Consider the following 22,634-nt stretch of genomic DNA (forward strand, 5'->3'; position numbering starts at 1 on the left):
TCATATTTTGAACAACGATGGAGACTATGCAAGATTGTATGATGTGAGTGGTGACGTGAAAGAGATCAAGAAAGGACAGTCTCTCATTAAAGTTGATGAAATGGAGGTCTGCGACACTGTCTCTGAAACAAAATGGCACTATGTATGATTGAATGACGACAGACGATTTCTGCAGGATACTCAAGAAATACTAAGGTGTTGCATCAAAATATTGTTGTGACTTGATTCAGAGGATGAAACTGGAATTGGGTATGTACTGTCCGGACAAGCAGCATTTGTATTTTGTTGATGCTTAGTAGAAAAGTGAAAGTAAATGATGGAGTAAAGTGAATCGCTTAAACAGACAATTTTTCCATCAATTTAAACATTTCTTTCAGTGAGTTTCTTTCATTGTTAACAGCCACTTCGGGAGTTCTTGGAAGACCTTGGCGCTGTAAGTAAAATGAATATCGTTGCTGAATGCGAGTAATGTGGGGTGGTAAGAGCCTTCCAATGCGCTTATCTTTATAATCCTTCCAGTCAGCAATTAGTATGTCTTTAAACCTAAATACGTAAGATCTTCCAGCAATCATACTAAAAACAAAAGCTGTGTTTTCTTGTTCGCTGAAATTTCCATATCTTTTAATATAAGAATCACTTTCTTTCTTAAAAGTGATTCTGTCTCCTCGAATAAGGTATAGCTTGACATCATCCAAAGTTGAGTCGCCTTTACTTCTGTCAGGAATACAATCACAATCCGGCCTTATATTAAGATAAACCTCCTTATTATTTTCACCAAAAACATCTCCAGCTAGTATAGAGTCTGAGTGAAGTCTATGATTGCTGATAAAACGTTCTCCTTCTATTACTTTTCGAATTTCATCCATCTCAATATCAGGATCTTTTATATCTAAATAGTCTTCGTGAAAAGAGAAAGGAGTCATTCTGGTATGGAGATTTCTACTTATAATTTCACCAAGTTCTCTTGATGTATTTACGCCATCATTCTCAAAATTATTCCATAGGATTGTTGGCCAAGAGTGACTCATATTGTAAAAATCCAAAAAAAGAAGGTTTTTTGCTTTACCATACTCCTTTTCCCATGCCTTCAAAGCATAGATTGAAGGAGTTGTTTGAATCCAACTATTTATTTCGGCAAATAGTTTATCGTCATCAATATCTGATTTTCTCTTTACAAAAATAAAATTAGGTTTGTCATCACTATATAGGTCGTTTTCTTTTAATTTGGAAATGATGTAAGATGGACTTTCATTTGAGAAAATAAAAACTGGTGCAAAACATTTCTCCATCAAAGATTTAAGGAAGGATATGTTCTCATCAATGAGTTTTGATTTCAGCTCATCAGGAATTTTTACTCCATCTAAAATGCTGCTCTGTAAGTCTTCCGTTAGAATAGTCCAATCCAAAAGCAAAAATGAAACCCCCTGCAAGTGATTTATGATTTTTGGATCAGGAAGCTGAGTATATTTTACACACGGAATGTTCTTTTCTTCTATCTGATTAATTATATTATTGATTTTGCTTTCTTTCCCTATTTCATCGTCAATAATAATTGCAATTCCATTAAACAGTTCTGTTGTCGGCATTTCATTTGTCCTCCCCAACAAAAGATACAACGAAATTAACCCCAGAGAGTATTTTTTCAGAATTAAGCTCTGCTAAATTTATCGAAAATCCGTTCCTTTCAAGCAGTTGTCTGGCAATATACAAACCAAGTCCACGTCCATCTTCACCCTTTCCAGAATAAAAAGGTTCAAAAATATATGGAATATCATCATGTTCAATGCCTGGTCCGTTGTCTGAAAAAATCAATTCTCCACTGTCTCCATCCAGTGTGATTTGAATTTTTTTGTCGGTGCTAGAAACTTGCTGAAGCCAATAAACAGAATTATCAAAGAGATTTAAGAACAATTGAAGAAGGACTGCATCTGTCGTTTTTGCAACTAAAGGAGAACCTATGACATTAATTTCAAACTCTATGTTTTCTTTAGTAAGAAGTCTTGTATAGATACGTTCTACTTTTTCAATAACATCTTTAACTTTTATGTTCTTGCGGCGTTTCTTAGTCGATCTGAAAAGTAGCTGTATGTCTTTTAATTGTGCTTCGATAAAAGAAAGCATCCCACGTAATGATTGCATATCTTCAAGCAGATTATCTTTGTTTAATTTTGAATGCATTGCAGTTTTGATAAGTGAATCAATTTGCATCATACATCTTTCCATTATAGCCATGATGTCGTGAGATGCTGTTTCAACTGAGAGGCCTACACCTGCAAGATCTTCTGTAGTTTCTGCTCTCCTTTTAAGATAATCTCTTTCAGTGTGGTATAATTTCTCAGCTTTTATAGCTAAATCATGCACTTTTTTATTGTCTTTGGTAGCCTTTTTAAGCTCATAAAACTCTTTGTCCACCTGTGCATTTTTTAATATATCTTGTGCATTTTTTTGTTCATTTTTATCTTTCAATTCAAGACGATATCTTGCATACGGCCCTTTTCGAATATAAACTAAAATCGTTTGCAGCAAAACAATGAGATCCTCTGTAGCATCTCCTTCCTCAATCAAACCCTCACGATTTGTCTTATCTTTGAGATTTGGGTTGTCTTTTTGAGTAATGTTTACGTATCCGAATATTTGGTCATTGCTAAGGTAACCGCCTGCGCTTTTCGTACCACGTAAAATATCAATACGCAACCAATCATCTTCAGCCTCCCCATATGGGTATACTCTGATTCCATCACGATATAGATAGACTCTATGTTGCTTCAAAATTTTCTTTTGTTTATCTCCAAGTTCATATCTTTTATCAGCATCTTTGTTTAAGTCGAAAATATAAAAACCAAACCTGAATGGGCCACATTCAATTTCCCTTTCATTTAATACTTTTGCAGCATTACCAAAGCGACTTTTAAAAACAGAACTAGATATTGAAGGATCAAAAAGACTTAACTCATGTTTGACTCCATTAATAGTAAAACTAAAACATTTCTTTTTATCATCGAAAAAACCGTTTTCAATATTCAACACGCAATTATTTTCGATAAGTGCTTTTAATTCATCCTTGTAATCTGCATCATATGTAAGATGTCTAGCATCCGCATGCATCTTGACTTCAAATTCTTTTTCTTTAATTTTAAGTCCAGAATCAATATCCATCTCAGAAAAAATAGGTTCTAAACGAGTGATGTCTCTATAAACTTCTTCTGTCTTCTTAGTTGACCATTTCCCTTTAAGATCAGAAATTTCAATAATGGTTCCATGAGAGAGTCGAGTTATTTGGTCATTTCCAAATGAAATACTTTTTTCGACTATCTGTTTAGGGGCACGACTCTCTACAGTGATAGATATCTCATCTAAGAATATGTCTTTATGATTTCCATTTTCGGACAAAAATTCGTCATCATATATTGAAAAATCATAATTTATGACATGCTCTTCATCTTCGTCTTTTGCCCTTGTGATTATTTTTATTTTCCGGCCTAATTTCAGTATAGCAAAACGTCCTATTCCTTTTTCTCCCTGAATAACGCGTCCACGACTTGTTTTTTCATTTTCGGCCTTTCTTCTTTTTTTATCGGGGGTTGCCGGATTAAGCCAATGCTTTGTTATTGTACCCAAAGTCATTCCTTCTCCTGCATCCTCAATTATTATTTTTGATTCCAATTCAGGAGTATTTTTTAGGTTTTCATCAAAACCATTAAAGGATACTTTCACCCAGGGAGAATCAGCATCATATGCATTCTTGATAAGTTCAACAAGTGCTATGCGTTCGTTTTTAATTAACTGATCACCCAACATTGTTAAAAGACGCGCATATGGGCGTATTGGGTATTGTTCTTTATTGGTCATAATTTCCTCCCGATAAGGATGTATTCTTCACTGTATATCTTCCGACCACTTTTGTCTGTTGTGAAACGACCCTGTTCGTCTCGATAAGGTGTCAATATCTTGTTACTAATTTTCCTTTTTGTTATTGTAATTTCATTGAAACCACTATCTTTTAGTGACTCCGCAAGATGTTGAGCGTTATGGATTTTAACTCCTTTATATTCAGTGTTGCCTATAATGAAAAGAGCAATTCCACCGCTATTTAGCATAGAATAGCAGGATTTTGCTACTTGTTGCATATCTAAGAAGTACTTGGCAACTGAACGGGCCTTATTTTTATGTTGATCGATTAGTCTGAAAACAACATGTGTACCTGTTTTGTTTAACCTTTTTAGTTCCCTTTCAAAATTGTAAATATGATGAAGACTTCCTATTGATCCTTCCCTTAACTCCCGGAAATCCTCTGCAAAATCGAGCCACAGGCTTGACAGTTGATGTAAGTCTGCGTATTCATAGGATGTAACGTAAGGCGGGCTTGTTATAATCATGTCCACCTTTGGTTTATCAAGTGAGGGATCAAGTAGATTTTTTGTCACAATCTCTGTGGATGCTTTACTTGAAAGATTGCTTTCTTTATTTGCCAGTGCCATGAAAGCATATTGTTCTTTAAAGGCTTGAAGTACATCTGCTGGATTTTTATGAGGGTCAACCTGAGGTTTTATGGATTTAGTGAGCCACTTTGAAGTTGGTTTCAGAATATTAGAAAATGCACATAAGAAAAATAAACGGTATTTGCTATTAGGGGTGGCTTCTTTAATTGCCATTTTCAAACGTAACAGATTTTCATAGTTTGTCTGATTATACCAGTACTTCAGACGTTCGTTTGCAGATTCATACCATGCATCGGCAATATCTATTTGATCATACGAACTAATAATTGAATTATAATAATTTTCAAGTCTTCCAGATTGATATTTATCGCTTTTTGCCCGGGCAATCAACGTCGCAACTGGATTAATATCGCAACCCCAAAAATCAATATCACACCTCTTAGCTTCAAAGGCAACCGTTCCACATCCACAAAATATATCTGCAATTTGTTTCGTTTCCAGAGATTTTTCGTGTGCATATTCAAGGGCTTTAGTGGTGATAAATGCAGGGAATTTTGCAGGGTAAGAATGAATTCTATGCATTTTTAACTCTTTTTCCGTCCCTGTATTCCAGAAAGAATCAATAGGAATAGTATCAAAATCAACTTCATCAAGATTAGTTATTTGAATCATTCAAGTTCTTCCTGGTAAATATATTAAGTGTATTATTGGATTTCGAATGTTAAATGACTTACTAATATATGATACTTGCTAAATACCTTTATTTACATTATGATTTTTATATTTTTCAGTATATTCAGCATTCTTCTTCATGTAATGCAAAGTACCTTTAGATATTTCTCCCACCAGCATCATTTAAAGCAGCTTAAACAACCGAATCCTCAAATGTAGCTATTATCCAAGAGGTTAAATGATAGCAAAATATGGGGAAACGGCTGTAAAAGCAGCTGAAATAGTAGTATCAAACAAAGAAGAGGAAGTATATGATTGTCTCTTATCTTTCGAACTTGATCAATAAGTAATGTGGAATACTTCATGTCCAACATGTCCTATATTTGTAGTGCAGTGAGTAGTTAGGCTTTAAATTGCGTGGTAAAATCCCCCTCTCAGCCTATTCCGAGTTAATAGAATGCGATTTGAGAATCATAGTTACTAATTCAGTGATATCATTCTTTGATTATTACCCACCGAGTAGTACCTTCACCTTTACTTTTGGGCCGGAGTTCGGTGTCCCAATTTCCTTCGCCAAAAGTTGTGTTAAGTATTCTCGCCATATTATTGTAAGCGATTTGAAGCCTTTCTTTTTTTTCGATAATGTCAGGCAAAAGTTGACTTATTATTACTTGAATACCATACCAGGGTTTACCATGATGCTTTATTTCAGATATCGTAATCGTGTCGTTTTTGAACGTTTCAATTACAGAGTTAATGTAAGTTTCGAGAAGATCTACAGTTTCGTCATCTTCCTCAATAACAATCCCATCTTCAGTAGTTGTAGGTACCGAATCCGCTGATGTCTTCACTATTTCTTTTTTGTACGTTGCTTTTCCAAATTTCTCCTTAAGTTCTTGGACAAAATTGCTTACTGAAGACTTATTATAACTCGGATCTCTAACACTATATAGCTCTTCAAAAGACATCACACGGATTGGAAGTGGGTAACTTTTTCCTCCTGCACTACTCCAAAAAACGCCATTTCCAACAATTGGCTCATTTAACAGGGTACTTAGAATATCATCACTAAAATGAGCATTTGCTCTTTTCAGAGCTTGAAGATCACCGGCTGAGATTAAATGAAAGGCAAACCAGTTGTCTCCTTGACTCAATATTTCATTCGATATGCTGCCGGGCTGTTGAGTAATCAACACTGCTCCCAAATCATATTTACGACCTTCTTTGACCCATTCCACATAAGGTCTTGAACTACCAGAATTCCCAAGTACAGATTGAGCTTCTTCCACTACTGCAATTGTAGGGATGGTCTCAGGAGATGCACTTGTAAATTGATCTTGGTTGAACTCGAATATCTTTTGAAGAATGATACCTGAGAGAATTAGCGCTGGTTCACCCCTCAACTGTGATATATCAATTATGCAAAGTTTACCTGATCGAAGACTGAACAAAAGCATATCTAGCATCGAACTTCCAGGATTATGCAACATACGTACTATTGCTGTCATGTTGGCTCGAGCAGCAGCCATTTCTACATTTTGATCTGAGTCCAGGTGCAGTAGAGCTTTTAGCCTCTCACCATCTGCAAGGTTGCCATTTTCATGAACTAAATCAACTAGTTCACTCCAGTTTTGATCGCTAAGACTCTTTAATTTTCTAACGTTCTGTTGTTCTTGTTTATCAGGACTTAAGGCTATAGAAATAACGTCACTTGGTTTCAGTCTACGAATGTCAAGCTTAATATCCGAAGCCACAAATGAATTATAGAACTCACTAGGACCTTTTTTCTTTGTAAAAACAACAAGTTTGTTTTCCAGCTCCGGAACATCACAAAGCCCAGGTCTGTCTTTATCATCTGGCCAGTAATATTCTCCATCAGGATCAAAAACAATTGTACCTACAGGTACTTGCTTTCCACCACGTTTTTCAATAGTAGGAGTTTCTTTATACAAATTGCTGAATAATAGCTTATTAAGATTTGATTTACCAAATCCTGCTCTCGCAAAAATAAAAGATCTTCTAGAAACAAGGTTATTGATTTGGAATCGTGGAATTATAGGTGGATTTTTTATTCTAATCCACGGTTCGTGTTTCAGTCGTTCATCAGTTCCAGCATATACGAACTCTCCAAGTGCAAAAAATCCAATCTCCACACCATCCAAATTATGCCCTGCAATCTCTCTTATAATTTCATCTGAAAGGAAAGCAACCTTACTTCCAACATGTGGTAGTCTTCTATGCGAGGGTGCAAAAACAATAGTTCCATCTTCAACTCTTACAACACCAAGCACACGAATGTCAACACGGTATTTTAGATATTGTTTGCGTAAATCTTCTGGAATTACTCTATCATCAGCAATAGCACGGATACCATAATCTTCTCCAGAACTCGAAGCAAGTCTACCTTCAGATGATATGGATGTTATTCTTCCCAGCACTGCTTCGTTTTCGTGTTCTAGCTGTACCAATAGGAATTGTCCGTGCATAGGAGCACTTTGAAATTCATTTCTATAAGGAAGCATTATTTCTGCATGAAACTCCATGCCGCCTTGGCTGAAGCCTCGAAAAATACCAACTATTTTATCTTTGGGAAACAGTTTCATCCATATCGCCTCATGGAAAGATCAGAACGGAATCTCCAAGAATCAACAATACATTTCTTTTCATTAGGAAGGAGATCTCGAACAGCTTCGAATATATGGTCTTGAAATATCTCTAAATCAAAATCAACTACTTGAGCAAATTCGTGAGCTTTTTGTAAACATCGTGGGTAAAAAGGAACTGGAAAACCATCAATGGCATCGTTGAGAAGATATCCGAATATCTCGGATGCATCATCTTTCTGTTTTGAAAATATATCCACCGCCCATATGGGATCACCGTCCATAGGCCCAAATCTAACAAGGAACATGTCTCCTGCTACAAATTTAGGAGCTTCAACATCTTTTCCTTCGGCTTCTGCTCCCCTGGCATATTCATTCCAAATATAAGCTTTGGCCTCCAGATCACGGGGAATTCTGACAAATCTGGCATCACCTGAAGGAAATACATTATCTATTGCCATTGCCAGTTGGTAACGTGTAATTACTTTACTATGTTTAGCTAAACCAACAAGGAACACACGACGATGGTCTTCTTTATAGATTCTATCCATGGCGTTTTCGACATTTTTTCGCCACTTAATGAACAGCTCACCGGAAAAAATCTTGCTTCTTAGAAGTCCATCTCTTACGATTAGGGTGTCAGTGGCAAAATTCGTATGACAAATCCGTTCATACAATACAGCCCATTCACAAAGGTCTCTATAAGTCATTACCCACCCGGGTGAGACCGAATCAGGATTATCTCGTATGTCACTCCCTTTGGGAATCATGGGGCTTAGTCGATTCAAAAAAGGTGGATCGTTTACACCAAGATCCATCATCATTTTTCCAAGGGCAGTTTTAGGAGTTCCATCTGGATTAAATTGAGCTTTACCTAATTCATCAGTGTCTGTTGAAGGTGATACAGCATCTACACACAATTCTTTCCCATAAGAGTCAGTAACACGAACGAGTTGTACATAAAAAGGATCAAATGAGAGCTGGTTGTTCCCTCCGTCACTTGCAACAAGTGAAACCGCTGTAGTGGTATATGGCTTAATCGTCCGTACTTCGCTTGCAAATGAATGAACTTCTCGTCTTAATGCATCAAGTATCTTTTTGTCCGCCTGAGTTGTTTCATATATTGCTTTTTTTAATTCGGGGAGGGTGTCAATGTCAAACGTCCGTTATCACCTCAAAACGGCATGTAAATCTATTTCCTCAGTGGCAGTGCCTAAATTTTTCTTAAATTGTTCTGACTGACGATATCCATTTGCTGATGTGCCAGCAGATTTGATATTCTTTATTTCCCAACCACATTCGGCCTTCTCTAAAGAATCTTGTAGCAACTCTGATGGATTATAAGGACTGCTTGGTAGAGATCCAAAACGGATGATTAAGTTAGCATTTGGATTACACACATCTGCAACGTTTTTCCACACTTTCGCTAATTCATAACTGAATTTGTTTGTTGTAGAATGGGATAATTGTTCAGATGAAGTATATTCAACTCTCTCTTCTCCACCTAAAAACCAGTTTCTTATCCACTGATCGGGGATATATGTGTTCATGTTATAGTAAGGAGGAGATGTAATTACCCAGTCGAACTCACCCAACGAATAATTTTGTATTTGTTCACGGCTGTCTACTTTCAGAACCCCGCCGTCTACAGAAGGTGGTAATGATGCTAATGAGTAATATGCTCTCCTTTTGACAACATCCAATAAATCTATTTTTTTTGGCAACAGTCCATGCTCTTTCCAGTATTTCACAGAATAGTTTGGCTTTGAGGCATATGTTCTAGGCATTTGATTTGATAGATATGAATCAATTGTTTTATTTCTCGGTCCATGAAGGATACCTAAAGTTAAAGCACGCAATGCAATTGCTGCCTCAGTATCACACTCGTTCAAGAATGTTTCTCTCAGCTTGCATATCTGAATTAAAGTAGAGGGATGATAGCAAAGTTCCCAAAAATCTCCTTCAGGGACATGTTCTGGTTCATCGTTACTTACAAGTATTCTATGGCACAAAGCAACGATTTCTTCAGGGCTTATGTTTGTAAATTTTGCAAGAGCTACGGCCCATGCAATAGGGCTTGCGTCAAGCCCTACAGAGGAAAGTCCTCTCAATCTGGCAGCAAAATTACTTGTTCCTCTTCCACAAAACGGGTCTAAAATCCTATCTCCAAGTTTTGCGTCCTTCAAAACATCAAATGGAAAGTTAAGAGGAAACATTGTATAATAAGGGCAAATCGTATTTAACCTTAAATAGGGATTTGTTTTTTTAGGAAGGTCTTCTAGAGGGAAAGATAAACCATTTTCAGACTGATTGTTTGTTGTCATTTTTTTCCCTCTATGGTTTTTATTATATATATCAGTCGTATGGTATAAATATTTTTATATGTTCTTCCAATTGTTACTATTCTGAATCAAAAAAACGAAATGATTAATGGCTTACACTTTTTCAGTTGTAAAATAGCTTTAGATATTTATGAAAAACAAAAAGTATATTTGAGTATCTAAATATCTGTAAAACCCTGTCAATAAATTATTATAGTAATTTATCTTTATATGTTCACATGTCTGAAAAGAAATTTGCATTCAAGAAAATTACTCCAAAATCATACAATCCAGATGATCCTGAGTCTCTTTTCCGCGATTTAAAAGGCAGAGATCCAAGTATACAAAGTCTCTGGTCTCATCAAGCAGATATTATAAGAGAGTACCACAATAAGTTTATGGGGTCTAAAGATGTTGCTCTCCAACTCCCTACAGGAAGTGGTAAAACTCTTGTTGGCCTTTTAATTGGAGAATATCACAGACTTAAGTATGGTAAAAGAGTATTGTACCTTTGTCCAACTAAACAGTTAGTTCACCAAGTTCATTCTTACGCAAAGACTTATGGTATTAAAGCACATGCTTTCGTAGGAAAACAAACCGAATATCCTACTAAAGAATTTAATGATTATGTGACTTCGGATGCAATTGCAATAAGCACGTACAGTGCTTTATTCAATTTCAATCCGCGGTTCGACAATTCAAACGTAATAATTTGTGATGATGCCCATGGTTCAGAGGGATATATTAGTTCGATGTGGTCACTGAATATAAGTTTTGATCATGACTTATTCACAAAAATTGTAAACCTTTTTGAAGATGAATTGCCGACCGTTTTTGTAAATCAATTGAAAACAAAAAGTAGGTCTCAAATTAATCCAATAATCGAAAAAGTTCCTAATCACATTTTCTTGAATCGTTTAAAGGAATTAAGTGAATTGCTCGATGAAAATATAAGTAATGAAGAAAAAAACTTGTATTATTCTTGGAGAACAATACAAGACAATTTATCTGCATGCAATTTGTTTGTTTCACGTAATGAAGTGCTAATACGTCCTTGGATTCCACCAACACTTTCACATTCTCCATTTAGCAATGCTTCTCAGAGAATTTATATGTCTGCAACCTTAGGAGCAGGAGGGGAATTAGAACGAATAATAGGAATTCCTAAGATTGAAAGATTAAGTATTCCTCATGGTTGGGATAAGCAAGGTTCCGGTAGACGTTTATTTGTCTTCCCTGACTATAATTATTCTTTGAGTGAATATATCGGTTTTCTTGCAAAAATCATACATAAACGTAACAGAACTCTTATTTTATGCCCAAATAAAGATATTGCAGACATAATAAAACAAGCTTTGATAAGAGAGGGTGTGTTGCATGATTTTTATGATTCATATTCTATTGAAGAATCTTTAGATTCTTTTACTTCATCGAATGCAGCAATTCTTTTGCTTACAAATAGATATGATGGAATTGATTTGCCTGGTGATGCATGTCGCCAATTGCTCATGGTTGGATATCCAGGTTTCACAAATTTGCAAGAGGGTTTTTTACTTTCGCGCCTTGAAATGGATTCATTGTTATCAGATCGTGTTATTACCCGTTTCACCCAAGCTACCGGTCGTTGTACAAGAGGATCAACTGATTATTCTCTGGTTATTCCAATTGGAACTGAATTATTTGAGTTTTGTTTAGCAAAAGAAAATAATGAGAAGTTGCACCCTGAGCTACAAGCAGAATTATATTTTGGTCTTGAGCAATGTAAAGATGCAGATTTAGATGACTTAGAGTCAATGGTTGATATTTTTATGGAACAAGGGGACGACTGGAAGGGAGCAGAAGAAAATATATTGTTATACAGGGATCAAACAGTTGTATCAGAAGATCCAAAAACAAAATCTCTAAGTGATGTAGTATCTGAAGAAGTTAATTTTGAATATAATTTGTGGAATAAAAATTATCCTCAGGCCATTGAATATGCACAAAGTATTATAGGATCACTTAATGGTACTCAGTTCGATGGTTATCGTGCCATATGGAATTATTTTGCAGGTTCTGCTGCTTTGCTTCAGTTTAATAGTACAAAAGATAGCCACTGGAGTTCTCTGTCTTTTGACTATTTTGACAGAGCAAAAAGCTGTGCTAACATGATTGGTTGGTTTTCAGAATTGCCTTCTTTTGTAGAAAAAGAGGGAGGTGAACCAGAAAGCGTTGATACTCTGTCTGGGTATGCTCTAGATAATATTCAGGCTTTACTCCATAAGTTAAAACCAACAGGTCCTTTGTTCGAGAAAAAAATGAAAGTTAATCATGAATATATATATGATGATACTCCGTCTGCTTTTGAAGAGGGGCTAACCGCATTGGGTAAATTACTTGGTTTTGAATCTTATCATCCTGGTGGTGACGCAGATCCAGATTCAGTCTGGACATTAAATGATGAGGTAATTATTTTATTTGAAGCTAAAAGTAGTGAGAATTCGGAAGGAGTTATTTCTGTAGATACTTGCAGGCAAAGCCAAGGTCACTATAAGTGGGCAGGTTCATTTCATAGGGATTATGAGACTTATAAGAAGAAGATATGTGTTGTCGTATCAAAGAGGTCTAAACTAGATAAAAATGCTATTGTACATTCAGGAGATTTATATTATATTCATATAGATGAAACAAGACAAATGTTCGAAACAATTTCAGGATTATTACGAAGGATTAGATCTCAATCAGGTACCTACAACAAAGAATCAATTAGAATTAAATTGTTAGAAGAACTTGAATCATCTAAGTTGACTCCTAAAGGGATTATTTCTCTATTTGAGAATCGTCCACTCACTGACCTCGCACATAATCGATGATTAAATCAACCACAGGATGTTCCATGAATATGGTTTTCATCCTGATATATTTATTTATTTGAAAATGTAAGAAATTGATTGAAAAAGCATTACATCTATGATTTTTCTAGGTACAAATTCCACCCTGCCAACCTTCTCTCCATCTTTGAAAGGCAACCCTGATAATTAAGGTGATTTGTGCATAAGTATAGGCATAAATCTACTTACACAAAGCCGCATAATCCACAACTCATATATAAGTACAAACCTATTTTTTATTGTAGGCTTTTAGTCATGTCGCCGGCCTCAACATTAACATTTTCCTAATTAATATAAGTCAATTTGAGAATCATGATCACATTATCCTTGATTAAATATATGTATCATGAGGCATTATGTAGTATTGTGAAAAGGTGAGGCTTTGGACCCCCGTTGCAGGGCTCTTCCTCAGCGTCGATATCTTTTTTTGAAATGATTTTTTTGGTTTTAGCTTAGATGCTGATTTTACGTTTAGTGCTTTGTCTCTCTGTTATTTTGAAGAATAGTGCACGTATTTCCCACTGTGCGTACTTCAAACAGATTGATTTTTTTGGTGATAAGGAGATTGTTAGTGGGGTGAAAGTTTTATGCAGGATTGAAAAGTATTTTATTTATACTGCTATGACATACTTTGGGTAGATGGCGGTAGATTAAGAAGAGATTCAGGTAACGGAGGGTCTTTCGGGTTTTGGAAGTGGGGCACAGCATGTAACCACAATTTCACTTCAGGATATATCGGATGAACTGCAGAAGGAGTCGGAGGATTAGATATGCATATACTTTTCTGTTCTTTAAAATCTATTCTTGTTCGAATAACTGCAAATCGATTTCAGGCAATACATTAAAAATTATTCTCTCAACAAGTTCTTCGCATTTGAGTTCAAATTCATTTTCTATTTCACTACCTATGCCATAAAAATAGTAGCTAAGCTCTCTAAGAGAATCATCAACACCAAGCAATTTATCTTCGATTTCAGGAGAAATATCAATAGGACGTTTGGATAATATAGATGTCAACTGTGTTGAAAATATCTTAAGTTCATTTTTGAATAGATCAAGCTCATATTCAATCCGAAGAGTAGATTGAATAGTTTGTGCAATTTCCGAAAGCTTGTTTTTGAGATTATTCTTATATTCAAGTTTTTCCATCGAAATTGCGTCTTTTCTTTCATCTTTTTTTTGGAGAAAATAAGATATTCTATTGATGGCTACTCCTCCAAAAATTCCACCTATAAATCCGAAGAATGCTGTTGAAAGTGTTTGATAATCAAAAATCATTATTACACACCTAAAAATAAATTTCTAGCATTTAATTGCTCTTTTCTGTTAATTTATTTAATTGAACGGAATAATATCTGATCATAGAAAGACATAACATGATTGAAAGTTCTGCATCTTCTCTAGTAACAGTATATCCATAATGTGGGCCGATATGATGATAGCGCCATATCATCTGGCGTAAATTTTCGATTTTTCCACTTTTTGTTTCTTCTCCTTGTTTTTGGAATGAACCCACATCAACTATGCCAGCGATATCTTTGTTCATTTCAAATTTGTTGCCGGAATATTTTCCTGTTACAATAGTTGCAAGTTCTTCAAGAATCAACCTGCATTTTGATACTACTTCATTATTTCTACCCTCATAGAACAAGGATTGAGAGTCTTGCAATTCTTGAATTATATTGTTTAGTTCATCTAATTGAGGGATATCTGGCCATAGCATTTCAAAAATCTTGTATCGCGTATAACCTAGTTTTGTCGCTAAATTTATCCATTCAATTTGTGATAGTTTGTAGGAGTCAAAGTAAACATTGTGTACAAGTGGAATTTGGTTTTGTTGTTCAATTGCTAAATTTAAGTAAAGGATATTAATAGAACCATTTATGTGTACATCTCCATTTCTTCTAGCTTTATCTATAGTTTCGAAAAGATATGGGGTGATTTGAATCTCTTCTTCAAAATAATGAGAGCCACGGTTATCAACTTTTATTGAACTATAACCAAAGGCAGTTCCTATATTGACACCTGCAAGCTTTATTTCAATTTTATAACCTAATAATTGTATAGAGTAACTCTCTGGATTTTTTAAAAGTAATTTTATTTTGAAAATCGGAATTGCTTTCTTTTCAGCATCGACTTGTACTATTTTTGCATCAAACATCTTTTTCACCGGATTTAGAATAATATAAATATATTATATGTGATTATATGTATCGCTCAATTTAATAAATGGCACGGTGGCATACTATCAAAAGAATGTCTTTAGCATAATCCTGCATACCTCCCATATTTTACTGAAGAGAGATGCACGTGCCTTTTTGTGCTTTTAGTGCTATTGCTACTTCTTAATCTCATAACAGGGTGCGGTTTTCTAATCTTGCACGTATTTCCCACTGTGAGTGCTTTAGAATGATTGATTTTTATATTATGTGTGGGTAGGATTGTTGTGGATCTTAAAGATATTCTCATCATAGCTTTAGTACTCTTAATAGTGATTGCTATTCTGAATGGCGTGCTTGCCCTGTTTGCTATTGCAATACGACTACTGATTAGTCTGATGTATCTCGTTTTGATCATAGTTGTAATTGGTCTTATTTTGCACTTTATTATGAAGATCTTTAAATAATACATTGATATATTTTTTAGGATCAATCCAATTCTTCACACCATTTAATAGTCTATATTTATATAATACTAACTATAATTATATTATCAGTAGACTATGCTTTTCATTAAAGTGTGTGATCAAGTCTGTTCACACTTCAACAGTCAGAAAAATGGGGTAAATAGGCGTTTGGCGGAAATTTGTTCTCGGAGGCATGTAGTTGGATAATCTTTTTGAAACGATATTCAATTCTGTAAATGACGGAATTGCGATATATAGCATAGATGGTCTTTTTTTGGAAGTAAATCCTATAACATGCCAGTGTTTAGGGTATTCGAGAGATGAATTATTACAGATGCACGTACTTGACCTAATACCTTCTGAATTTAAGGAAATAGCAAGTAAGCAAGTTGCTGAAAAATTGAATCAGAAAGGTGGAATCGTCGAAATGGTATGCATTTGTAAAGACGGTTCCTTGCTACCTATTGAACTTAACGTTCGCCCAACAGAGTACAACGGAAATAGGGTCAATCTGGCTGTTGTCCGAGATATCACCGAGCGCAAAAAAGCAGAGCAGGAATTACAAAATAGTAGGGAGCTGCTTCGATCTATAATCGATATTCTCCCCGGAACTCTTAATGTGGTAGACACTGAATACAATATTGTTGCTATGAACAATGCTGATTTCAGATTGAAACTGGTAAACAGTGACTCTGCCACTTCAATTCTTGGAGGGAAATGTTATGAAGTCTTCATGAAAAGGTCTTCTCCTTGCCCCTGGTGCAAAGTCGAAGAAGTTCTCTCTACAGGAAATTCAATACTTTACGAGACCACACCAGATGATATGCGTGAAATAAAGACTGGAAAAGCCTTCCAAATATTTGTATCCGCAATTAAAGATGATTTTGGTAATATAAAGGGTATTATAGAATACGGAATCGATATAACAGAGTTGAGGAACGCCAAATTAGAATCAGATGCTTCAAACAGAGCAAAGAGCGAATTCCTTGCCAATATGAGTCATGAACTCAGGACCCCTCTTAATTCGATAATAGGCTTTTCTGATTTCCTTCTTGACGAATACACTGGGGAACTGGGTGATAGGCAGTATCGATATATTAACAATATCTCAAACAGTGGAAGGCATCTGCTTGGAATTATCAATGATATCCTGGACATCTCTAAAGTAGAAGCCGGGAAAGTAGAACTAAAACCTGAAGAAGTATCTATTCACTGTGTTCTGGGAGATATTATCTCATTCATGCAACCGCTTGCAGCTGATAAAGAGATTGTGTTAAAAATGGAAACAGAACAACAATTTGACTCTCTGTCAGCGGACAAATCAATACTTAATCAGATACTTTATAACCTGATAAGCAATGCCATAAAGTTTACAGATATTGGTGGAACTGTAACGATAAAAACCAAAAGTGAAGATAATATGGCTCATATATCCGTTGCAGACACAGGTATTGGTATCTCACTAAAAGACCAGGACAAACTTTTCAAGCCCTTTAGTCAGCTTGATTCTTCTTTATCCAGACAGTATGAAGGCACAGGCCTGGGATTGTTACTTACAAAGAAATTCGTGGAATTGCATAATGGAAAGATATGGGTTGAAAGTGAAAAAGACAACGGTAGTACGTTTACCTTCGCAATTCCAATTGAATTTAAAATATAATAAATGGGTTTTGTAGAAAACCTATCAAGATCATCATCTATAGGCTGAAGTGGCAAATTCTTTCAATAACATACAGTACTTTTTGAATAATTGTAAATATTGATTTGTGCCCGAATACAGTGGATTTCAGCGGTTTCCATGGCATTTGCCTATCTTTTTCAAACAATAACATTTTGAATGACAATACTGCAAGCTATATCTATTGGATATCAGGTTTAGGAATTGTGCTTGCTCTGACAATTGTGTTTATAAATAATAAGAAAGGTAAAGAAGGACTTTAAGTCCTCCTTTTTTAAATTTTTACTATAATCTTTTTTGTATTTTCTGAACAAAAAATCGTCGCATTCATTTTGAGATAGCTATGATAAAGGTTAAATATTATACAAAAAAGATTACCTATAGAGTGGTGGGATATAATTGAAAAGCAACATTTCGTTAGCTATGGTAATCTTTTTTATCGGTTTAATTGTTTTGACTTCAGGATGCGCTTCTGATAATGATTTAAACAATACCGATAACGTGACGACAGAGAATACCCTGTCAGAAGTGGATCAGATAGAAGCTGATGATTCCGGTTTAAGCAGTGAAGATACCGGAGCGACAGAAAACATCTTGCCAGAAGCGGTTCAGGTGGAACCTGCTACCAGTGAAGATGCAGTAGTTGAAGAAACAACTGACCAGTCTTCAGATCCCAAAATACAGGAGTCAGTTCCCCAAGTGTCACTTCAGGCATCAAAACTTGGAGATGGGGTGTATTTGCTTGAACACCAGAGTGGCGACGATATGGATCTTGCTAAAGTAAGATTGATCCTATCTTCAGATGGACAGACACAGGTCTATTCTCAAATTACTGAAAATAGCGAGATAATGACTGCAGGCGATAAGCTGAATATTGATACAAACTCTGGTATCTTCACGCTAAATGGCAATCCAGTAGATGTAACTGATCCGGAGTCCACGGAGTCTTCACTCAGTACAACTAATATGATGTTCATACACGTTGCTTCTGAGCAAATTATAGCTTATATAACATTAAACTGATCATTTTATTGACATATTTCATTCAAGGATCAGTTAATGGTTAATTAGTTATACTTTTAGGTTTTTTCCTTTGTTTTTCTTTTGCTGTGCACATAATTATGCTTAATAGGCGCATATGTGTGGGTATATTGTAAAATTATGAACATGCTTCTTTTATATGTCTACATAAATATTCTCTTTCAGGTCAACATGTATAGTGAAACCATTTTGCCTTCTGCTGAAAGAGGCAAATGGTGTTCAAAGTGTAATACCTCCCAAAACTTCAGTAAAATGATAACGGACGAAACAGAAATATGAGTGAGGAACTTTTTTACCAGAATCAACTCCAGAACCTGGAAGAGATTAAATCCACATATTTTAGTCAGCTTGATGAAGTGGAAAGAAAGCGTGCTGAAATCGCTTTAAAGAAAGAGCAGATTAAAGTTGATGAATCCTTACTTATAGAAGATTCTAAAAAGATTCGCGAAGCTAAAAAGCTAATTGCGAATGAATATGAAAAGCTCGTAGCTAGAAATGATGAACTGAAGCTAGCGAAGAAGGAATATTCGCAAAAAAAAGAATTCTTCTCCCAAAAAGCATTGGAACTTGAGTCCTGCCTGAAAAAATATGAACTTGATCAAGAGTCCATTCAAAAAAGAAAGTCAGAGAACTACCGAATATTGCGCTCTATATATGAAGAAGAGTTGTCAGTCAATAAAAGGCAAAAAAGGCTTGAAATAACCAAAACTAGACTGGACAGAAAGGCTAGGGAAATTGCTGCGCAAAAGGATGAGATAGCATCTCATGAAATGGATATAGATATTGATAATGAAAAAATAGAGCGCAGACGTGAATATGTAAAACACCTCAATGAGACCCTCACCGTCCGGGAGAAGGAAGTTGAAGTCAGGCAAAATGAACTTTCAGAACTAGTGCGAAAGACTGAAGAGGATATTGGCAAACATGTAACGATCCAGAGACAACATCTTAACATGATGACAAAAGATTCAAGGATCGAGCAGCAATTGACATATATCAAAAGTCTTGAAGAAAATATACTTGAGTTAACTAGTAAACTTGAAAGTAAATCAGAAGAACTCAGGCAAGTTAAGATTTATTCAACTCTGGTTGAGCAGAATCTTGAACTTATCAGAAGAGAAGTCTAGTTTTGAATACTAAATATCAAGTCAGAACTATTTTACTCTAATTCTTTTGGAAATCTGAGGTTTTATCCTAAGATATACATAATGGTGAATCTAGTTGTTCACTAAAGAATCCTGATTCTTTATAGTAAATGAAAAAGTACTTCCTTTTCCTTCTTCGCTTTCAAGCCATATCTTTCCGTTATGCAATTCAACAAATTGTTTGACAAGTGCCAGCCCAAGACCTGTGCCACCATATCTCCTTTTGTTAGATGAATCGACCTGTGTAAAGGGATTGAATATATCTTGTTGCAGATTCAGGGGAATTCCAATGCCAGTGTCTGATACTGATACCTGAATGTCATCTTCTGTATTGGTGGCAAAAACTGATACCTTGCCGTTATCTGGGGTGAATTTAATAGCATTGCTGAGCAGGTTGAACATTATCTGTTTGAACTTAACTCTGTCAGCAAATATTTCAACATCTTTTATCTCATTTATTATTTTGAGATCAATATTCTTCTTGCCTGCCATTGGGTGCATAAATGCCTGTATTTCATTCAATGTGTTGGAAATTGGGAAATTCTCGCAATCAAGTTCCATCTTTCCAGCTTCAATTTTAGAGAGGTCAAGAATATCATTTATAACTTCCAGAAGATGTCTGCCACTCTTATTTATGTGGTTAACATGTGATATCTGTTTTTCATTCAGCTCACCGAACAATTTAGCATCCAATATGTCTGAAAAGCCTATTATAGCCGTAAGGGGAGTGCGCAGTTCATGACTCATGTTAGCAAGGAATTCTGATTTGATACGGTTATTTTCCTCTGCCAGTATCTTACCTTCAATTAGGGAGTATTCTGCTCTCTTCCTTTCAGTAATATCACTTGCAAACACAATATAGCGATTTTCTGAAAGTTTGGTAGCGTCCATCCTCATCCAATAGGAAGTTTTGTCCTTATGAATGAAAAGCAGTTCAACTGTAGTAAAGCCAGTGTTTTTAACCTCATAATTACTCTGATATGCTTTGCGTTGAGATTCCGGGGCTACGAGGTCAAAGCCGGTCATTGTCAGTAATTCCTCTTCTGAATACCCGGTAAGCATAGAGGCAGTCTTGTTAACTTCCAGGTATTTCCAGTCTTCATCAGCTATAAAAATGGCATAAGGTGCATTTTCAATGTAATTCCTGAATTTACTTTCACTATCTCGCAGAGCGTTTTCAGCTATTTTTCGTTCAGTGATGTCATGGTAATTCAACATTACTCCATTGATAGCAGGTTCATTTAGAAGGTTGCTGATTGTGAATTCTATCCATTTGTAACTGTCATCTTTGCAACGGTATCTTGCTTCTGAAGTTACTACAGCTTCTGGCATTTCAAGGAATATAGGATACAATTCCTGTGTATTTTTAAGATCATCAGGATGAATATTCTTCCAAGCAGAAACACCTATCATTTCCTCTGGCTTCCACCCGAACCATTTCTCTATATTCGGACTCTTGTATATATTGATACCATCCCTATCTACAATCGCGATAACATCAGCACTGTTTGCGATCATGGCACTCTCTTTTGCTTCACTTTCACGCAGATGATTTTCAGCCTGTTTACGCTCAGTGATATCATGGTAATTCAACAGTATTCCATTGATGGTAGGTTCATGCAATAGGTTGATAGCTGTAAATTCCATCCATTTGTAACTCCCGTCTTTGCAACAGTACCTTGCTTCTGAAGTAGATGTAGCATTTTGTTGTTCCAGAAGTCTGGAAAATAATTTTTGTGTTTGTTCCAGGTCATCAGGGTGGATATTTTCCCATGTGGAAACACCTATCATTTCTTCTGGCTTCCATCCAAACCATTTCTCTATATTCGGACTTTTGTACCTGTTTATTCCATCTTTATCAATGACGGCTATCACATCGGATATGTTAGCAATCATTGCGCTCTGTTTTGCTTCGCTTTTCTTAAGTGCTTCTTCTGCTTCTTTCTGTTCGGTTATGTCTCTGAATTCTGTTACTCTTAACTGTTTTCCTTTATACGGGACTATTTTTGCTTGTACTCTGACGGGATATTCTGTACCATCTTTGCGACATCCTATGACTTCGTAAGCCTCCTCATAGCCTGAGATCATATTGTCTATAACTCTACTTCTGAAACTTTCCTCAATAAGCAACAGTCCATCCATTCCAATCAATTCATTGGTGGTGTATCCGGTAATTTCAGAGAGTCCTTGATTACAGTCGAGAACAAGACCTTTATCGTGAATAGCAATGCCACCAAAAGATGCATTATGAAGTGCTTTGAATCTCTCTTCACTTTCTTTTAGGTCATTTTCTGCTTTCCGATGGAAAATATATTCTCCGATGCCATCAGCAATTACCTCAAGAAGATTAATGTCGTCTTCATGCCATTTTCGAGTCTCTGCACAATCATCAAATCCTATGAAGCCCCAGAGTTCCTTGCCTGTAAAAATTGGAATAATAAGTATTGAAAGAATGCCTTGCTCAGCGAGAATCGTTCTTTCTGGTTCCTCAAGTTCTTCTACTACATGTACAAAGTGCTGTCTGGACTCTAAAATAGGGAGCATTGTAGGCGCCCCTTCGTTATATGGCAGATGCTGCAGGTCAGGATTGTCTATTTGTGGTTCAATTCCATCAGACACAACCTCATATACCTGCGACATGCAAAGACCTAATTCAGGATTCTCTTCATTTTTGAAAATATATGTCCTGCTATTTCCCACAGTTTGATGGATTATATCAAGGATCTGCGGTATGAGTTTATCCATGTTGGCAGGTTCGAGTAAAAGGCGCATGCACCTGACTGTTGCCATCTCATAGTCAAGTCTTCTATTGAGTGATTCTTCAGTATCCTGAAGGCTTTTTCGGGATCTGTTGAGTTCCCTGATGCGGGGGGTGAGGTATGTAAATAACAATGAACCTGTAATTAAAACAAAAAACCATCCTTTATAGGTTTGGAGTTGCATATATTGGTCTACATCCAAAGCAAACCATCCCAGGACAATATCTGAGCATAAGATCCAGATGCTGGCTACTAATATGTATAGTGCTGTAACTTTCAGAGCCAGATTTTTACCTTTATCAGAGCTATTCATTTCATTAAGATTCCTTCCCAATGCTCAGTATCCTTCAAATGATTCTTTAATTCGAATCCTGATTTTTGTGGTAGACAATTAATTTATCAGCAGTGATTTTAAGTAATGATACTTAAAAACATCAGTTTTTATTCTGATATTTTGAATTTTCATAGTTTATGACACAA

At 35.8% G+C, this 22,634-nt stretch carries 15 protein-coding genes; 6 read left to right on the top strand and 9 right to left on the bottom strand.

The window, feature by feature from the left end:
* Positions 1 to 7: 7 nt before the first annotated feature.
* Positions 8 to 148: a hypothetical protein gene (locus RE476_RS02840; protein WP_309308890.1), complete on the top strand. Its 141-nt coding sequence runs from the start codon at positions 8 to 10 to the stop codon at positions 146 to 148.
* Between the two features lie 187 nt (positions 149 to 335).
* On the opposite strand, the gene RE476_RS02845 is transcribed toward RE476_RS02840, so the two are convergent.
* From RE476_RS02845 to RE476_RS02870, 6 genes are all read right to left on the bottom strand, one after another.
* Positions 336 to 1,586: a hypothetical protein gene (locus RE476_RS02845; RefSeq protein WP_309308891.1), complete on the bottom strand. Its 1,251-nt coding sequence runs from the start codon at positions 1,584 to 1,586 to the stop codon at positions 336 to 338.
* Between the two features lies 1 nt (position 1,587).
* Entirely contained in the window at positions 1,588 to 3,849 is a 2,262-nt protein-coding gene (locus RE476_RS02850; protein WP_309308892.1) for an ATP-binding protein, read from the bottom strand.
* Entirely contained in the window at positions 3,846 to 5,111 is a 1,266-nt protein-coding gene (locus RE476_RS02855) for a class I SAM-dependent methyltransferase (RefSeq protein ID WP_309308893.1), read from the bottom strand. Before RE476_RS02855 ends, RE476_RS02850 begins: the two co-directional genes overlap by 4 nt.
* Positions 5,112 to 5,605: 494 nt before the next feature.
* A complete protein-coding gene (locus RE476_RS02860) occupies positions 5,606 to 7,714 on the bottom strand; it encodes an ATP-binding protein (protein WP_309308894.1) in 2,109 nt (702 codons plus the stop codon).
* Entirely contained in the window at positions 7,711 to 8,634 is a 924-nt protein-coding gene (locus RE476_RS02865) for a hypothetical protein (RefSeq protein WP_309308895.1), read from the bottom strand. The genes RE476_RS02860 and RE476_RS02865 overlap by 4 nt, the downstream gene beginning before the upstream one ends.
* A 249-nt stretch (positions 8,635 to 8,883) precedes the next feature.
* Complete coding sequence (locus RE476_RS02870; RefSeq protein ID WP_309308896.1) at positions 8,884 to 10,038, bottom strand: TRM11 family methyltransferase; 1,155 nt, start codon at positions 10,036 to 10,038, stop codon at positions 8,884 to 8,886.
* 236 nt (positions 10,039 to 10,274) lie between these two features.
* On the opposite strand from RE476_RS02870, the gene RE476_RS02875 reads away from it, so the two are divergent.
* On the top strand, positions 10,275 to 12,887 hold the full coding sequence (locus tag RE476_RS02875) for a DEAD/DEAH box helicase family protein (RefSeq protein WP_309308897.1): 2,613 nt from the start codon (positions 10,275 to 10,277) through the stop codon (positions 12,885 to 12,887).
* Positions 12,888 to 13,703: 816 nt separating this feature from the next.
* On the opposite strand, the gene RE476_RS02880 is transcribed toward RE476_RS02875, so the two are convergent.
* Both RE476_RS02880 and RE476_RS02885 read right to left on the bottom strand, forming a co-directional pair.
* Entirely contained in the window at positions 13,704 to 14,183 is a 480-nt protein-coding gene (locus RE476_RS02880) for a hypothetical protein (protein ID WP_309308898.1), read from the bottom strand.
* A gap of 31 nt (positions 14,184 to 14,214) precedes the next feature.
* Complete coding sequence (locus RE476_RS02885; protein WP_309308899.1) at positions 14,215 to 15,066, bottom strand: hypothetical protein; 852 nt, start codon at positions 15,064 to 15,066, stop codon at positions 14,215 to 14,217.
* Between the two features lie 664 nt (positions 15,067 to 15,730).
* On the opposite strand from RE476_RS02885, the gene RE476_RS02890 reads away from it, so the two are divergent.
* From RE476_RS02890 to RE476_RS02900, 4 genes are all read left to right on the top strand, one after another.
* Entirely contained in the window at positions 15,731 to 17,191 is a 1,461-nt protein-coding gene (locus RE476_RS02890) for a PAS domain-containing sensor histidine kinase (protein WP_309308900.1), read from the top strand.
* A 119-nt stretch (positions 17,192 to 17,310) separates the two neighbouring features.
* Positions 17,311 to 17,472 (top strand): hypothetical protein, encoded by a 162-nt coding sequence (locus tag RE476_RS12885; protein ID WP_406600975.1) that lies wholly within the window; start codon positions 17,311 to 17,313, stop codon positions 17,470 to 17,472.
* A 190-nt stretch (positions 17,473 to 17,662) separates the two neighbouring features.
* Positions 17,663 to 18,232 (top strand): hypothetical protein, encoded by a 570-nt coding sequence (locus tag RE476_RS02895; protein ID WP_309308901.1) that lies wholly within the window; start codon positions 17,663 to 17,665, stop codon positions 18,230 to 18,232.
* Between the two features lie 293 nt (positions 18,233 to 18,525).
* A complete protein-coding gene (locus RE476_RS02900) occupies positions 18,526 to 19,377 on the top strand; it encodes a coiled-coil domain-containing protein (RefSeq protein ID WP_309308902.1) in 852 nt (283 codons plus the stop codon).
* A 90-nt stretch (positions 19,378 to 19,467) separates the two neighbouring features.
* Here the strand turns inward: RE476_RS02900 and RE476_RS02905 are convergent, their stop codons facing one another.
* On the bottom strand, positions 19,468 to 22,467 hold the full coding sequence (locus RE476_RS02905; protein ID WP_309308903.1) for a PAS domain S-box protein: 3,000 nt from the start codon (positions 22,465 to 22,467) through the stop codon (positions 19,468 to 19,470).
* Between the last annotated feature and the right edge of the window lie 167 nt (positions 22,468 to 22,634).

Origin of the sequence: Methanolobus mangrovi (assembly GCF_031312535.1) — an archaeon.
In the GTDB taxonomy this organism is placed as follows: Archaea; Halobacteriota; Methanosarcinia; order Methanosarcinales; family Methanosarcinaceae; genus Methanolobus; species Methanolobus mangrovi.

Excerpts from the sequence above, each read along its gene's own strand:
- RE476_RS02845 (WP_309308891.1), bottom strand. The coding sequence starts at position 1,586 with ATGCCGACAACAGAACTGTTTAATGGAATTGCAATTATTATTGACGAT.
- RE476_RS02850 (WP_309308892.1), bottom strand. The coding sequence starts at position 3,849 with ATGACCAATAAAGAACAATACCCAATACGCCCATATGCGCGTCTTTTA.
- RE476_RS02855 (WP_309308893.1), bottom strand. The coding sequence starts at position 5,111 with ATGATTCAAATAACTAATCTTGATGAAGTTGATTTTGATACTATTCCT.
- RE476_RS02860 (WP_309308894.1), bottom strand. The coding sequence starts at position 7,714 with ATGAAACTGTTTCCCAAAGATAAAATAGTTGGTATTTTTCGAGGCTTC.
- RE476_RS02870 (WP_309308896.1), bottom strand. The coding sequence starts at position 10,038 with ATGACAACAAACAATCAGTCTGAAAATGGTTTATCTTTCCCTCTAGAA.
- RE476_RS02875 (WP_309308897.1), top strand. The coding sequence starts at position 10,275 with ATGTCTGAAAAGAAATTTGCATTCAAGAAAATTACTCCAAAATCATAC.
- RE476_RS02880 (WP_309308898.1), bottom strand. The coding sequence starts at position 14,183 with ATGATTTTTGATTATCAAACACTTTCAACAGCATTCTTCGGATTTATA.
- RE476_RS02885 (WP_309308899.1), bottom strand. The coding sequence starts at position 15,066 with ATGTTTGATGCAAAAATAGTACAAGTCGATGCTGAAAAGAAAGCAATT.
- RE476_RS02900 (WP_309308902.1), top strand. The coding sequence starts at position 18,526 with ATGAGTGAGGAACTTTTTTACCAGAATCAACTCCAGAACCTGGAAGAG.
- RE476_RS02905 (WP_309308903.1), bottom strand. The coding sequence starts at position 22,467 with ATGAATAGCTCTGATAAAGGTAAAAATCTGGCTCTGAAAGTTACAGCA.